This window comes from Pseudogracilibacillus amylolyticus (SeqCode) (assembly GCF_051918545.1).
GTDB lineage: Bacteria > Bacillota > Bacilli > Bacillales > Amphibacillaceae > Pseudogracilibacillus.
In genome coordinates this window covers 1-14,542 of record NZ_JBPPZG010000099.1, presented here as the reverse complement: position 1 = coordinate 14,542, position 14,542 = coordinate 1, and the positions used below count along the sequence as shown (strand labels likewise).

General features: G+C 34.5%; 16 protein-coding genes. All 16 read right to left on the bottom strand.

Annotation, left to right across the window (positions count from 1 at the left end; translation table 11 throughout):
* The coding region (locus ACPYKA_RS11930; protein ID WP_479542501.1) for an ATP-binding protein at positions 1 to 1,672 on the bottom strand (1,672 nt) is incomplete at its 3' end.
* 64 nt (positions 1,673 to 1,736) lie between these two features.
* Complete coding sequence (gene cheB, locus ACPYKA_RS11925; RefSeq protein ID WP_479542500.1) at positions 1,737 to 2,798, bottom strand: chemotaxis-specific protein-glutamate methyltransferase CheB; 1,062 nt, start codon at positions 2,796 to 2,798, stop codon at positions 1,737 to 1,739.
* A 1-nt stretch (position 2,799) separates the two neighbouring features.
* Positions 2,800 to 3,657 (bottom strand): MinD/ParA family protein, encoded by an 858-nt coding sequence (locus ACPYKA_RS11920; protein WP_479542499.1) that lies wholly within the window; start codon positions 3,655 to 3,657, stop codon positions 2,800 to 2,802.
* Positions 3,650 to 4,756, bottom strand: coding sequence for a flagellar biosynthesis protein FlhF (gene flhF, locus ACPYKA_RS11915; RefSeq protein ID WP_479542498.1), 1,107 nt, complete (start codon positions 4,754 to 4,756; stop codon positions 3,650 to 3,652). The genes ACPYKA_RS11920 and flhF overlap by 8 nt, the downstream gene beginning before the upstream one ends.
* A complete protein-coding gene (gene flhA, locus ACPYKA_RS11910; protein ID WP_479542497.1) occupies positions 4,753 to 6,786 on the bottom strand; it encodes a flagellar biosynthesis protein FlhA in 2,034 nt (677 codons plus the stop codon). Before flhA ends, flhF begins: the two co-directional genes overlap by 4 nt.
* A gap of 66 nt (positions 6,787 to 6,852) precedes the next feature.
* Positions 6,853 to 7,935, bottom strand: a complete 1,083-nt coding sequence (flhB, locus tag ACPYKA_RS11905; protein WP_479542496.1) for a flagellar biosynthesis protein FlhB — start codon at positions 7,933 to 7,935, stop codon at positions 6,853 to 6,855.
* A 1-nt stretch (position 7,936) separates the two neighbouring features.
* A complete protein-coding gene (fliR, locus tag ACPYKA_RS11900; RefSeq protein WP_479542495.1) occupies positions 7,937 to 8,713 on the bottom strand; it encodes a flagellar biosynthetic protein FliR in 777 nt (258 codons plus the stop codon).
* A 3-nt stretch (positions 8,714 to 8,716) separates the two neighbouring features.
* Positions 8,717 to 8,986 (bottom strand): flagellar biosynthesis protein FliQ, encoded by a 270-nt coding sequence (gene fliQ, locus ACPYKA_RS11895; protein ID WP_479542494.1) that lies wholly within the window; start codon positions 8,984 to 8,986, stop codon positions 8,717 to 8,719.
* A gap of 38 nt (positions 8,987 to 9,024) precedes the next feature.
* A complete protein-coding gene (gene fliP, locus ACPYKA_RS11890; RefSeq protein ID WP_479542493.1) occupies positions 9,025 to 9,690 on the bottom strand; it encodes a flagellar type III secretion system pore protein FliP in 666 nt (221 codons plus the stop codon).
* 2 nt (positions 9,691 to 9,692) lie between these two features.
* Complete coding sequence (locus tag ACPYKA_RS11885; protein ID WP_479542492.1) at positions 9,693 to 10,337, bottom strand: flagellar biosynthetic protein FliO; 645 nt, start codon at positions 10,335 to 10,337, stop codon at positions 9,693 to 9,695.
* Positions 10,338 to 10,352: 15 nt separating this feature from the next.
* Complete coding sequence (locus ACPYKA_RS11880) at positions 10,353 to 10,715, bottom strand: response regulator (protein ID WP_479542491.1); 363 nt, start codon at positions 10,713 to 10,715, stop codon at positions 10,353 to 10,355.
* 20 nt (positions 10,716 to 10,735) lie between these two features.
* Complete coding sequence (fliY, locus tag ACPYKA_RS11875) at positions 10,736 to 11,905, bottom strand: flagellar motor switch phosphatase FliY (RefSeq protein WP_479542490.1); 1,170 nt, start codon at positions 11,903 to 11,905, stop codon at positions 10,736 to 10,738.
* Positions 11,902 to 12,894: a flagellar motor switch protein FliM gene (gene fliM / locus ACPYKA_RS11870; protein WP_479542489.1), complete on the bottom strand. Its 993-nt coding sequence runs from the start codon at positions 12,892 to 12,894 to the stop codon at positions 11,902 to 11,904. The genes fliY and fliM overlap by 4 nt, the downstream gene beginning before the upstream one ends.
* Positions 12,895 to 12,922: 28 nt before the next feature.
* Entirely contained in the window at positions 12,923 to 13,342 is a 420-nt protein-coding gene (gene fliL / locus ACPYKA_RS11865) for a flagellar basal body-associated protein FliL (protein ID WP_479542488.1), read from the bottom strand.
* Positions 13,339 to 13,551 carry a flagellar FlbD family protein gene (locus ACPYKA_RS11860; RefSeq protein ID WP_479542502.1) on the bottom strand — a complete coding sequence of 71 codons (213 nt, stop codon included), beginning with the start codon at positions 13,549 to 13,551 and terminating at the stop codon, positions 13,339 to 13,341. The genes fliL and ACPYKA_RS11860 overlap by 4 nt, the downstream gene beginning before the upstream one ends.
* Before the next feature lie 43 nt (positions 13,552 to 13,594).
* Positions 13,595 to 14,398 carry a flagellar basal body rod protein FlgG gene (gene flgG / locus ACPYKA_RS11855; protein ID WP_479542487.1) on the bottom strand — a complete coding sequence of 268 codons (804 nt, stop codon included), beginning with the start codon at positions 14,396 to 14,398 and terminating at the stop codon, positions 13,595 to 13,597.
* Positions 14,399 to 14,542 lie beyond the last annotated feature (144 nt).

The window sequence follows — 14,542 nt, the reverse complement described above, 5'->3', positions numbered from 1 at the left end:
CGTACTTTTCCTTATCCAGTTCGACTAATAATACAGAAATAATCGATAATGTTAGTGGCAACTGGATAGAAAATGTCGACCCTTCACCTGGAATGGCATCTATTGAAATGGTACCACCGAGTGATTCAATTGTATTTTTAACTACATCCAGACCTACACCGCGACCAGATACATCTGAAATTTCGTCATTAGTCGAAAACCCACTTGCTAGAATAAGTTCAAATGCTTGTTGATCAGTTAATACTTCTGCTTCGCTTTCTGTAACTATACCTTTATCTATCGCTTTTTGCTTCACTTTCTCTTTATTAATTCCAGCCCCATCGTCTGAAATTTCTACGAAAACGTGATTTCCACTATGATAAGCTTCTAAAGTTATTTTTCCTTCTCTCGGCTTACCAAGTTGTTCTCTTTCATGCGGTGTTTCAATACCATGATCCATCGCATTACGAATTAAGTGAACTAGCGGATCACCAATTTCATCAATTACCGTACGGTCAAGTTCTGTTTCTGCACCTATTATTTCGATTTCCACTTCTTTATGTAAGTCTCTTGCTAGTTGTCTGATCATTCTTGGAAAACGATTAAATACCGTATCTATTGGCACCATACGCATTGTTAATATAATATTTTGTAAGTCACTGGATACTCTAGTCATTCTTTCCACTGTCTCTTGAAGTTCATAATGATTTAATTCAGAAGATATTTGCTCTAAACGACCACGATCGATAACTAACTCTTCAAATAAATTCATTAAAATATCCAGTCTTTCAATATTTACGCGAATGGTTTTTGTCGGAGCTGCTTTTCCACCATTGGCAGCAGCCTTTGTTTCTTTATTATTAGACACTTTAGAGTTTTTCTGTTTCGTATCTTCTTTCTTTTCATCCATTTGTTTTTTTTGAGATTCTTTATACGCTGCTATAGAAAATGGCGTAATAATTACTTGTTCAACTTCAGAGACTTTCATTATTTTAGCTTCAAGTTCTTCTTTAGCTTCTTTTGTTACAAACATAAGCGTAAAAGTGAAATCAAATTTTTCTTCTTCTAAGTCATTGACGGATGGATTGGAGTAAACTACTTCCCCTAACTTTTCTAATAATTCGAAGATCATATAGACTCGAGCACCTTTTAATAAACAATTTTCTCGTAGTCTAACTTCGATCTGATAGTTTGTGAATCCTTGTTCTTTTGATTCACTTAAAATAGTAAGTAGGAATTCATCCAAATGCAATGTAGATGAATCATCCCTTTTAATGGATTCTGTTGAAGTATTATTATTTGGTAAATCAGTTTCTCCTTTTTCAATACGATCTAACTGATCAATTACGGCTGTAACATCCCTTTTTCCATCTCCACCATTTGCAATATCTTCAACCATCGCATTTAAATGGTCAACAGTATGGAATAAAGAATCCATCATATCTGGCTGCACGATTATTTTATCTTCTCTAATTCCGTCAAAGATATTTTCTAGTTTATGAGTTAATCCTGCTAGATCATCAAACTCCATTGTCGCAGCCATTCCCTTTAATGTATGAGCCGCTCTAAATATTTCATCAATTATCTGTTTTTCTTTCGCATCTTTTTCTAGAGCCAACAATTGTTGGTATAAAACATCCATATGTTCCATACTTTCATCGATAAAAATATCCAAGTATTGCGTTGTCTCCATTATTAGTCCCCCCATTTAATCAGCTTTTATAAAGCACTCGTGTTACAAGGAGCATTTAGTAAGTCTATTTTTTCATGGTGTATTCGACTAATGCTTCAGCAATTTCGTCTAAAAGTAATATTTCGGATACTTCGTTTGTTTGTATGGCAGCGCTTGGCATACCGTTAATAATCGCTGTTTCCTTAGACTCAGCAATTATTACTGCATCCTTTTGGAATTCTTTTATTCTCTTTACCCCTTCAGCTCCGTCTTTTCCCATCCCAGTCAAAATGACCGCTATTTTGAAAATATTATGTATGGTTGCGACAGAATCAAATAAATGATTAACTGATGGACGGTGACCCAAACGCTCTTCTCCTTGTGAAACATCAATATAAAGCTTGTTACCTTTCTTTAAAACCCTCATATGATAATTACCTGGCGCTAAATAAACTGTCCCTTTTTTCACAATTTCACCATGTTCCGCCTCTTTTACTGGAAGATTGCAAATGCTGTCTAGTCGCTTGGCCAATGACTTTGTAAATCTCTCTGGCATGTGTTGTACAATAAGTATCGGTGCTGGAAAGTCAGTTGGGATCTTTTGTAATATCGCTTGTAACGCTCTGGGCCCTCCTGTTGATGATCCAATCACAACAATAGGTTCGATTCGCACTCGTTTTCTAGATAGATTCGTTTGTAAGCTTTTTTGTTTATCTACTAAATTAGGTGATTTCACTGATTGTTGTGATTTTCCTATTTTAGCATTTGTTATTTTTCGAATAATCTCGTTTTCTTTTTCTATAAGTGACTTTTTATCCTTATGATCGAATTTAATAAAGTCTACCGCACCATGGGTCATTGCTTGTACCGTTTTTGCAGTTTGAAATACAGTATTTTTTGCCATGACCAAAACGGGCACTCGTTTTACGGATAAGATCATCTCAATGGCCATTGTTTCATTCATTTTCGGAATATCAATATCTAGTAAAACAACATCAACATTACTTTTAAGAATTTTGTTAATCCCATCTTCTAACACCGTAAATGTTGCCACATTTTTAACGACTGTATGGCTTGTTAAAATGTTTTTTATTTCTTTGCAAAAATCGTTTGATTGCTCTATAACTACTACATTCAGTTGTTCCATATTAACCTCGGTTAATCAGCCGTTTTAATCGTTGAACAAAAGATACTGGCTTTAATTTGTTTATCTTGTTTGAAGCACGTAAATAATTTGTCGTTATCTCTTTCAATGCCCTTGAGACCGGGGCATCTTGATTATATAGTAGAAAGGGTGTTTGATTAATGACAGCATGTTGAACCGTTTTATCTGTAGGTAACATTCCCATTTTGGTTACATCAACATGCAAAAACTTATTCACTATTTGTTTAAATCTTTCTAGCATTTTTTCTCCTTCACGTGTGTTTTCACATCGATTCATTAATACATAGATCGGAATATCAGATCGTTTTGAAACAATATGTTTTATCATACTATATGAATCAGTAATTGCTGTAGGCTCGGGAGTAGTAACTACTAAACATTCATCTGCGGCTAAAATAAATGCAAGTGAAGCAGAAGTGGCACCAGCTCCCAGATCAAACAGAATATAATCATATTCATATACCGCTTGATCGTACTCGTGATAAAAATAATTTAACTTCGTCTCATCTAGTTGCAATAATTCATTTAGACTAGATCCTCCCGAAACATAAGACAGGTTAAAAGGTCCTAGTTCTATAATATCATGAAGTGGGCGAAAATCGGTAAATAAATGAGCAATTGAATACATTGAGTTTCTTCCTAGTAATATATCGATATTCCCCATACCGACATCCAGATCAATTAACAATACGTTGTTGCCTCTATTTTGCAGTTCTAGCGAAAAGTTTAAAGCTGTATTTGATTTTCCTACACCACCTTTTCCGCTTACGACCGCAATTGTTTTTGCCTCTTTCTTATCATTTGCACATTGAGTACGTAAACGCTCTGCTTGATCACGCATGATGATACCTACTTAATACGAGCTCACTAATAAATGAAGGATCTGCTTCTAGAATATCATCCGGTACATCTTGACCATTTGTAATATAGGCAATAGCTTTACTTTTTCCAATTCCTATATTGAGAATACTTCCATACGTGCCCGTTTCATCCATTTTTGTAAAAATAACTTTCTCAATTGGAATTTGTTTAAATTGATCATATGTATCAGTTACATCTGTTTCTTTCGCTGTTAGTGCCAATACTAAATATGTTTCAAGTTCATATTGATTGAAATCAATCATCGTTGTTAATTCTTTTACATATCGAGGATCTCTAAAATTACGTCCGGCTGTATCGACAAAGATTAAATCGTAATTTGAAAACTTGTCGATAGCTTTTTTATAATCATCCATAGAATATGCTACTTCTACAGGTACATTTAAAATTCTTGCGTACGTTTTGAGTTGCTCAATTGCTGCAATTCTATACGTATCCGCTGTAATAAAAGCAATTTTTTTCTTTTTTTCTAACATGCTTAAGGCAGCTACTTTAGCAAGCGTCGTCGTTTTTCCCACACCTGTTGGCCCAACAAATTGAATAATTTGTTTTTCAAATGTTAAACCGGGCGATGATGACTTACTTAATCTTTGTTCTATGTGCTGAAACAATTGATTTTTTAATGTTTCCGGATCAATATCCTTATCCATATTTTCATCTAACACATTTTGAATAAGATCTCTGGCAATGCTCTCTTCGACTTCTTGTTCACGTAAATATGTATAGGCCTGTTCAAATAAAGGTGGAAAATTATACGCTGATTCAAATGATTGTGTTTCAAGTAATTGTTGCAATTGTTTTATTTCTTTTATAACTCGTGAATGATTTTCTGTTTCGTTTACTGTAGTTATTTGCTCTGTTGTTTCCGTTTGTTGTTTTTGTAAGGTCGATTCCTTGTCTAGTGCCGCTACTACTTCGATGCTTGTTTTTTTAAAAAAACCGAGAAATCCACCACTTTTCTTTTCCTTGCTATTAAGAATCACTGCATCGGAACCGAGTTCTTTTCGTATCATATTCATTGCTTCTGGCATAGATCGGGCTACATATTTTTTAATTTTCATGCAACATTCACCATCCCTACACTTTGAACCTGTATATTTGGTTCTAGTTCATTATAAGATAACACTGCAATATGTGGTAAAGACCGTTCTAATAATTGTTTTACATACATACGAATCGTTGGCGAACAAAGTATTACGATATTTTCATGTTCAACCGATGCTTTTTCAACTTCCGCATATACATTTTTAATAATTTTTTCTTGCATCATTGGATCTAATGCTAAGTAATTTCCGTGTTCAGTTTGCTGTACACTACTAGAAATGTGGTTTTCAACATCATTTGATAAGGTGATAACTTTTAATGAATCATGATCTCCTACAAACTGATTCGTAATTTGAATCGATAAAGCTTGTCTAACGTATTCTGCCAACAAGTCAGCATCGTTAGTCATTTTTCCAAAATCGGCTAATGTTTCAAAAATGACTGGAAGATTGCGAATTGAAATATTTTCTTTTAATAGTTTAGCCAAAACTTTTTGGATTTCCCCGACTGTAAGTGGATCAGGAGTAACTTCTTCTACTAAAATTGGATATTCTTCTTTTAAATGATCGATTAAATCTTTTGTTTCTTGACGACCAAGTAACACATGAGCATGACGTTTCATTTCTTCTGTTAAATGTGTCGATACTACCGACGGGGGATCTACGACAGTATAGCCAAATAATTCTGCTTCGTCCTTTTTATCTTCACTTATCCATTTTGCCGGTAAACCAAAAGCCGGTTCTTTTGTCGTAATTCCTTCGATACTATCATCATCCAAATCAGGTGTCATAGCTAAATAATGGTCAAGTAATAATTCCCCGCGTGCAACTTCATTTCCCTTTATTTTCAAACAATATTCATTAGGTTCAAGTTGAATATTGTCACGAATTCGCACAACCGGAATAACAACCCCAAGGTCGATTGCCAGCTGTCTTCTGATCATTACAATTCGATCTAAAAGGTCTCCTCCTTGACTAGCATCAACTAAAGGAATAAGCGCATAACCAAATTCGAACTCAATGGGATCTACATTGAGCAAATTAATGACATTTTCTGTTTTCTTCATACTCTCACTATCTTCTTCATCTAGTTCTTCTTCTGGTACATCAGGTTTTGCATTTGTTTTTTGCAATAATATATATCCACTAATTGCCAAAAATGCAGAAATGATTGTCGTTAACATAAAATTGATCGGTGTTAATCCTAGCAAAAAGATTGTTCCTGCTGCGATAAAAAGTAATTTTGGATATTGCAGCAACTGATCTGTAACATCTGATCCTAAGTTTCCTTCAGTTGAAACTCTAGTGACAACTATTCCTGTCGCAGTCGCAATTAATAATGCAGGGATTTGACTTACTAGTCCATCCCCAACGGTTAAGCGCATAAATGTATTGATTGCTTCTTGGAATGTCATATCCATCTGAACCATTCCAATAATTAACCCAAAGATAATATTAATGAGAACGATAATAATTCCGGCGATAGCATCTCCTTTAACAAACTTCGATGCACCATCCATGGAACCATGAAAGTCCGCTTCATTTTCTACCTTTTCTCGTCTTTCTTTTGCTTCTTGTTCGGAAATGAGCCCCGCATTTAAATCTGCATCAATACTCATTTGTTTTCCCGGCATCGCATCAAGCGTAAAACGTGCGGAAACCTCCGATACCCGTTCTGCTCCTTTTGTAATAACGATATATTGAATGATAACTAATATGATAAAGACAACAAATCCAACTAATGGATTATTACCTATTACAAAAGAACCGAACGTATCCACAACCCCACCTGCATCCGCTTTTGAGAGGATGGATCTTGTAGTGGAAACATTTAGTCCGAGGCGAAATAATGTTAATAACAATAGTAATGAAGGAAATATAGAGAATTGTAGGGCTTCTTGCGTATTCATTGCCACTAAAATTACTAGCAGTGCTAGTGAAATATTACATAAAATAAGTACACTTAATAGCCATCCTGGTAATGGGATAACTAACATAATAATAATTAATATAACTCCTAATAGAACAGATAAATCTCTTAATTTCATTCGTATTCCCACCTTCAAAGCAGCCAGAATTTTTGATTTTATCTTGGCATGTTACCGCTGCTCTAACTAATTAACCTTTTTATCCATCTGATAAACGAATGCCAATATTTCAGCGACTGCCTGATAAAACTGTTCTGGGATCACTTCATTAATCTCTACGGCATCATATAAGGAACGTGCGAGCGGTTTGTTTTCAACTGTCATAACGTCATGCTCTTTCGCGATTTCTTTAATTTTAAGTGCAGTTTGATCCGTTCCTTTTGCTAAAACTAAAGGTGCCGATGCAACCGACTCATCGTATTTAATTGCAATTGCATAATGTGTCGGGTTCGTAATCACCACATCTGCATTCGGAACTTCTTCCATCATTCGCCGCATCGCAATTTGTCTTTGTTTTTCTCTCAACTTGGACTTAATAAGTGGATCTCCTTCAATATTTTTATGTTCATCTTTTATATCTTGTTTTGACATACGAATGTTCTTTTCAAAATCATATTTTTGATACATATAATCAAGAACTGCCAAAAACAAAAGTGCAATTGTTGCTGCAACTCCCATAATAATTGTTACTCGACCAAAAAAAGAAACGGCATTTGCAGGATGCTTTAATGCTAACATCATCATGTCATCCTTAAACAGCCAAATGACGGCAAAAGTAATACTTCCAATGACGACGATTTTTAAAAATGATTTTAATAGTTCCACAACTGCCCTAATGGAAAAGATTCGTTTTGCCCCTTGAATAGGATCAATCTTTTTTAAATCAAATTTTAGTGGTTCTGATGTGAACAAAACACCAACTTGTAACATGTTTGCTGCAACCGCAATAATAAAAGCAACAATCATTACAGGAGCTACTATCGTTGCAAATTGGATCAATACTTCTTTTAATAATTTCATAACGGAATCTTCTGTTACATCCCAATGAATATACTCCGTAAATGTCACAGAATATAATGACAACATATTATCTTTCATAACGGAACCGAATGCCGCAAGGATTATAAATGAAAATAGTAGTAATAATGCAGTATTAACATCTTGGCTCTTAGCAACTCGTCCTTTTTTTCGTTCGTCTTCACGCTTTTTTGGGGTAGCTTTTTCTGTTTTTTCACCTGCAAAATATTGTAAATCTAATTGTAACTGCAAATTAGCCACCCCCAAGTATAGCCATTAAATCTCTCATCGCTTCAAACATTGTTTCAAATAGCATTCGAGCCAACATAATATAGATTGCGATAAAAAATAATAAAACTGTAAAACTGACAGCAATTTTTAGTGGTAGACCGACTACAAATACATTCAACTGTGGAACTGTACGGGCAATAATTCCTAGGGCAACATCTACTAAAAATAAACAACCTACAAGTGGAATTGCCATTTGAAATGCTATTAAAAACATCTTGTTAAACGTTTTAATAATATACTCACTAAATAAATCGTTAAATGAAATAAACGACTCTAGTGGAACAAATTGATAACTATTTATTATTCCATCTATTAACAAATAATGACCATTTACCGATAATAAAAATAGAAGTGCAAATATGTAAAAATATTGACCGATTAGTGGGCTCTGTGCCCCAGTTTGCGGATCAATAACGTTAGCAACTGCAAAACCCATTTGAAAATCGATAAAACCACCTGCAATTTGGACAGCTGATAAAATGATAAAGGCAATTAGTCCAATTAATAGCCCGACAAGTACTTCTTTCATTAGTAGAAAAATAAAGAAATGATCTACTTGAATTAAGGTGCTGCCTATAGTGGATACAATAATTAAGCTTAAGAAAAAACTAAATCCAATCTTAAACATAGTTGGGATTGTCCGATAAGAAAACAATGGTAACGTAACAAAAAAAGCTAACACTCTTGCAAAAACGAGCATAAATGTTGGAATATACGATAAATCGATCATATCTAACATGCTTTACCCTACAAACATATTAATATTTTCATAAAGATCTGTTGTAAATTCTACAAGCTTTGACAGCATCCACGGTCCAAAAAAAACAATTCCAACAAGTACTGCAATGATTTTCGGAATAAAAGCTAATGTTTGTTCTTGAATTTGTGTTGTCGCTTGAAAGATACTAACTAGTAACCCAACAGCTAATGCGAGTAGCAAAATTGGGCCAGCTACTAATAATATAGTGAAAATTCCTCTTTCTGCAAGCGTTAAAACAAGTTCATTACTCAAGCGAAAACACCTTCTTATCTATAGTTACGTCCCTAAAATTAAAATCCTTGGAGTAAGGAATGTGTAATTAAATACCATCCATCAACAAGTACAAATAACAAAATCTTAAATGGTAATGAGATCATCACAGGCGGAAGCATCATCATCCCCATGGACATGAGGATACTTGCAACAGCCATGTCAATAATTAAAAAAGGAATAAAAATCATAAAGCCCATTTGAAATGCTGTTTTTAATTCACTAATTGCAAATGCCGGTACCAATGCTGTTAAAGGAATATCTTGTACTGTCTCAGGAGCGGGTTGGTTAGAATAATTTAAAAATAGTGCCAAATCCTTTTGTCTCGTATGTTCGGACATAAACTCTTTAATCGGCTCACTTGCATTTTCATATGCTTCATCTAAGGTCATTTCTTCACTAAATAAAGGTTCTAAAGCCTCATCGTATACTTGGCCAAACGTTGGTGCCATAATAAAGAATGTTAAAAACAATGCCAATCCTATTAATACTTGGTTCGGTGGCATTTGTTGGGTAGCTAACGATGTCCTAACAAACGATAAAACAATGATGATTCTTGTAAAGCTAGTCATTAAAATCAAAATTCCAGGTGCTAGCGAAAGTACAGTTAATAGTAATATTAGTTTTACAGATGTAGAGATTGCAGAAGGATCTGAGCTAGAAAAAATATTTATAAAATCAGTCATGTTCACTCATCCTTCTCGCTATATTTATCAATTATACTCGTTCGACTTTCTTTGATTTTATGCAATTCATCCTCTAATGTAGTCGAAAAAGTTTCTTTTTTATTTTCTTTTGTTCCCATAAAGTGATTTTTAAAAAGTTGTTGCAGCATAGGAACTGTTTTTACTTGCTGCTGGTCTTTTTGCAACAGCTCCTCTTTTATCGCCTGATCGGTTAATTCTTGCAACATCTCTACGTTTTCTCCAACTCCGACGACGTATATTTTTTCCCCGATTCGAACTAGTTGAATTGATTTATTTTGTCCAACAGAAATACCACCCAAATTTTCGAGTATATGTGGAATCTGAAACATTTTATTACGTCTCTTTAAAAAATGTAATAGTAAATATATTAATGCTAAGACGAAAAAAAGTGCAAAAATCATTTTAATAACATTAAAAATAAGAGAAGAAGTATGAGAACTTTCTTCTGGTATATCAGTTGCATCTGCATCCATCTCGTCAATTGGCTGTTCCAAATCTTTTAAACAATCTTCTTCATTTTCTAGACAGTCTTTTACATTCTCCTCTGCCGCAACACTATGCATGTCAACTGAAACAATATGGATTAACATAATGCATAAGAGGATGAAGCTCCATTTTTTGTGCATACTTGTCACTCACTTTTACTCTAGCGCTTTTGATACTGCTTCTAACACCCGATCTGCCTGAAAAGGCTTAACGATAAAGTCCTTTGCACCAGCTTGGATGGCATCGATTACCATTGCCTGTTGTCCCATTGCAGAACACATAATGATTGTTGCACTAGGGTTTATTGCTTTAATTTCTTTTAAAGCAGTAATTCCATCTTTTTCTGGCATTGTAATGTCCATCGTTACTAAATCTGGAGCTAGTTCTTTATATTTTTCAACCGCAACTTCTCCATTTTCGGCTTCTCCAACTACGTTATATCCATTCTTAATTAAAATATCTTTTATCATCATCCTCATAAAAGCTGCATCATCAACAATAAGTACACTTTGTGCCATTTCAAATTCCCCCATCAAAATTAGTTGAGCTTACTTAAACGATCTTTTTGACTGACAATATCCGTTATCCTTACTCCAAAGTTTTCATCTATTACAACAACTTCTCCCTTAGCAATCAATTTATTATTAACTAATACATCCACTGGTTCTCCTGCTAATTTATCTAATTCAACAATGGAACCTGGTGATAAATCTAATATTTCTTCAACAGTCTGTTTTGTTCGACCAAGTTCTACCGTTACTTTTAAAGGTATATCTAACAGCATGTCCAAATTACGTTGTCCTTGCTGAGATAATTCTGCTTGTTCAAATTCTGAAAATGAAGCAGTTTGCACAGTTGATTCTGGACTAAATTGATTTCCAATTTGCTGAGGTGCTATATGTTCATTTTTCGGCATTGTATTTGCTAAATTATGTTTTGGTTTTTCCTCCGTAACATCTAACGGTTTTTCCGGTGCGATCGTGGCTGCTACTTGTGTATCTTCAACTTCTGGTTCTAGTAATTGGCTCACAAGAAGTTTAGCAAAATCTAGCGGAATTAATTGCATAATGTTAGAGTCTATTAGTTCACCAACTTTAAGTTGGAATGATACTTTAACAAATACATCCCCATCAATTTTCCCACTCACTTCTTCTAATTTATCAATATCTTCATATTGAACGAGTGGTGGTGAAATATCGACACGTTTATTAAATACTGTCGACATACTCGTTGCAGAGGCACCCATCATTTGGTTCATTGCTTCTTGTACGGCACTCAATTCAATTTCAGTTAATTCTTCTTTAGGATTTAATCCCTCTCCACCTAACATAATGTCTGAAATGATTGCTGCATCCTGTGCTTTCATTAAAAATATATTTTCACCGTCAAATCCATCTTTATAATCAACTTGCAAGCTTACATGTTCATACGGAAATGCTTCCTTTATTCCTGTCTTTTTGACAATGGAAACAGAAGGGGTTGTAATTTCAACCTTTTGATTTAATAATGTTGAAAGTGTAGTGGCAGAGCTACCCAATGATATATTTCCAATTTCCCCAATTGTATCTTTTTCCAGTGGGGTTAAATACATTTCCGAACTATCGGTATTTTCATCCTTTATATCCTCACTACCACCTGTATCGTCATCCTCTGTTATATTTAAAAGTGCATCTATTTCATCTTGTGATAACATACCGTCATCCATCATAAGTAACTCCCCTCCTTTATTACTTCTAACACTTGTACCGCTACTTTGTTATTTATTTTTCCGGGTTGTACAAGCATTTTTGGTTCATCATTTACAACTAATTTTAGAGCTTTGTCGATATTGTTATTGAGTTTGATGACATCGTTTTTCTTTAAATTAAGTAATTCATTAATAGAGATCATCGTGTCACCTAATTCAGCTTTTGCCTCAACTTGAACATGCTTAATATGCTTAGTTAATTGTTCATATGTCTCCGGATTTCTTTCTTTATTACCAGTTTCCATCCAATAATGAACAGATAGTTTAGGAATAATAGGCTCCAGAACGATATGTGGAATACAAATATTTATCATTCCACTTACCTCTCCTATTTGCGTTGTCAATGAAACTACAACAACTGTTTCATTCGGCGAAAACATTTGAAGAAACTGGGGATTTACTTCAAAATCCTCTAGCACTGGGTCGATTTCGACTATTGAACTCCAAGCTTCTTTTAAATATGTAACCGACTTTTCAAAGAGCTGAGACATAATTATCGTCTCAATTTCTGTTAAATTATCAACTTGTTTCGCACCATTTCCTTGTCCACCCAAAATCCGATCAAGCATACTATAGGCAATGTTCGGATTCACTTCCATTAACAATCTACCTTCTAACGGCTCAACACTATATACGTTAAGTATCGTCATTTTTGGAATTGATCGGATAAATTCTTCGTACGGTATTTGATCAACAGAGGCAACAGAAATATTTACATAAGTACGCAAATGCGCAGAGAAAAAAGTTGTCAGTAATCGAGCATAATTTTCATGGATTCGCGATATGCTTCGAATTTGATCTTTGGAAAATCGTAAAGCTCGTTTAAAGTCATAAACGCGAACCTTCTGTTCCTGCTCTTCCTTTTTTAATTCTTCTGCATCCATTTCGCCAGATGTTATTGCAGATAATAGAGCATCAATTTCATGTTGGGATAGTATTTCTTCTGGCAAAACTTTTCACCTCCTATTAGACCAATAACTATTGTAAAATCTTGCTGATCGTATAGACATCCGTTATGGAACCGTCTGTCATTACTTCATTTAACTTACTTTGCATCGTTGCTTCTAAATCAGTTAATCCAGTTTTAAAGTCTTCTTCTGTCATTACAGCAAGTTCTTTAATTAATATATTTTTTATCTGAAATTCCCTTTTATCGACTTCTTTTAACGCTTTTTTTCCGTCAGTAACAATTTGAAACTGAATTCGTACAAACTTACCGTCTTTTAAATCTGTTGTTACTTCAGGGGTTTCATAAGAGTATTCATTTATTTCATCAATAGATTGCGGCTCACCTTTAGCATCTTCATTGGTAATATTTATAAAAATAATAAATCCTGTTATCCCTACTACAATTAGGACAGTCAATGAAATCATCATCGTTTTTAATAATCTATTCATTTCTCCACCTGCTCTTTATCAGTTCCAAACAAACCGATTGTTTGATAATATTCGGTTATTTTTTTCACCACTTCCGATTTTCTAGTTTTAACGACCATTTTTTTCCCATTTGTTAGTGTAATAGTCGTATCAGGCAAAGACTCAATTTGCTCGATCATAAAAGCATTCAATATGAAAGAATCACCGTTTAACTTTGTCAGTTCAATCATCTTTATGGCGGGGATGCCAAATGACATCCCCTACCTCCTTATATTATCTTTTTAAGTTTACTAGTTCTTGTAAAATTTCATCAGACGTTGTGATAATTCTTGTATTTGCCTGAAAACCACGTTGGGACACGATCATCTCTGTAAACTCTTCGGAAAGATCAACGTTTGACATTTCCAGAGCACTCGAAATTATTTTACCCATCCCACCTTGATCTGGGGCGACTATTCCAGCTAAACCAGCATTATCTGAATTTAAAAATAAATTATTACCTATTTTCGTTAAACCAGCTGGGTTCGAGAAATTCGCTAAGCCAATTTGACCAGCTTCAACAGGTTCACCTTCAGCATTAACGTAATTTACTGTACCGTTTTCTGTAATACTAAAGCTTTGTGCATCTTTAGGTATATTGATAGGTGAATTTATATCCCCATCCGCATTTACTAAATAGTACCCATCTGGGTTGACTATATTTCCATCATCATCAAAATAAAAATTCCCAGCGCGTGTGTAATACGTGGAAGTTCCATCTGTTACAGCAAACATGCCATTTCCTTCTATTGCGAAATCCAATGGACTTCCTGTCGACTGTGTAAATCCATCTGTATGAATATTATCAATAGAACCTAACTTTGAACCAAGCCCAACTTGCATTGGATTCATGCCACCACGACCACCTTCAACGGCCCCTTGTGCTCCCCTTGTCGTTTGACTCATCATATCTTGAAACGTAACTCTTCCTTTTTTAAACCCTACAGTATTTACGTTTGCAATATTATTTCCAATCACATCTAATTTTGTTTGAAATCCTTTCATTCCTGAAATTCCTGCATACATTGAACGTAACATATTTTCATCCCTCTCTAATTTATCGTATTGTCAAAAGTTTATTAGTAAAAATTTGCGTTTTCATTGATACTATGCGTTTTAAAACAAAAAAACTTGTCACCCCCTTGAATTTTGGTTTTAATGAGGTTACCACACACACATAAA

Excerpts from the sequence above, each read along its gene's own strand:
- cheB (WP_479542500.1), bottom strand. The coding sequence starts at position 2,798 with ATGGAACAACTGAATGTAGTAGTTATAGAGCAATCAAACGATTTTTGC.
- ACPYKA_RS11920 (WP_479542499.1), bottom strand. The coding sequence starts at position 3,657 with ATGCGTGATCAAGCAGAGCGTTTACGTACTCAATGTGCAAATGATAAG.
- flhF (WP_479542498.1), bottom strand. The coding sequence starts at position 4,756 with ATGAAAATTAAAAAATATGTAGCCCGATCTATGCCAGAAGCAATGAAT.
- flhA (WP_479542497.1), bottom strand. The coding sequence starts at position 6,786 with ATGAAATTAAGAGATTTATCTGTTCTATTAGGAGTTATATTAATTATT.
- fliR (WP_479542495.1), bottom strand. The coding sequence starts at position 8,713 with ATGTTAGATATGATCGATTTATCGTATATTCCAACATTTATGCTCGTT.
- fliP (WP_479542493.1), bottom strand. The coding sequence starts at position 9,690 with ATGACTGATTTTATAAATATTTTTTCTAGCTCAGATCCTTCTGCAATC.
- ACPYKA_RS11885 (WP_479542492.1), bottom strand. The coding sequence starts at position 10,337 with ATGCACAAAAAATGGAGCTTCATCCTCTTATGCATTATGTTAATCCAT.
- ACPYKA_RS11880 (WP_479542491.1), bottom strand. The coding sequence starts at position 10,715 with ATGGCACAAAGTGTACTTATTGTTGATGATGCAGCTTTTATGAGGATG.
- fliY (WP_479542490.1), bottom strand. The coding sequence starts at position 11,905 with ATGATGGATGACGGTATGTTATCACAAGATGAAATAGATGCACTTTTA.
- fliL (WP_479542488.1), bottom strand. The coding sequence starts at position 13,342 with ATGAATAGATTATTAAAAACGATGATGATTTCATTGACTGTCCTAATT.
- ACPYKA_RS11860 (WP_479542502.1), bottom strand. The coding sequence starts at position 13,551 with ATGATTGAACTGACAAAGTTAAACGGTGATTCTTTCATATTGAATGCT.
- flgG (WP_479542487.1), bottom strand. The coding sequence starts at position 14,398 with ATGTTACGTTCAATGTATGCAGGAATTTCAGGAATGAAAGGATTTCAA.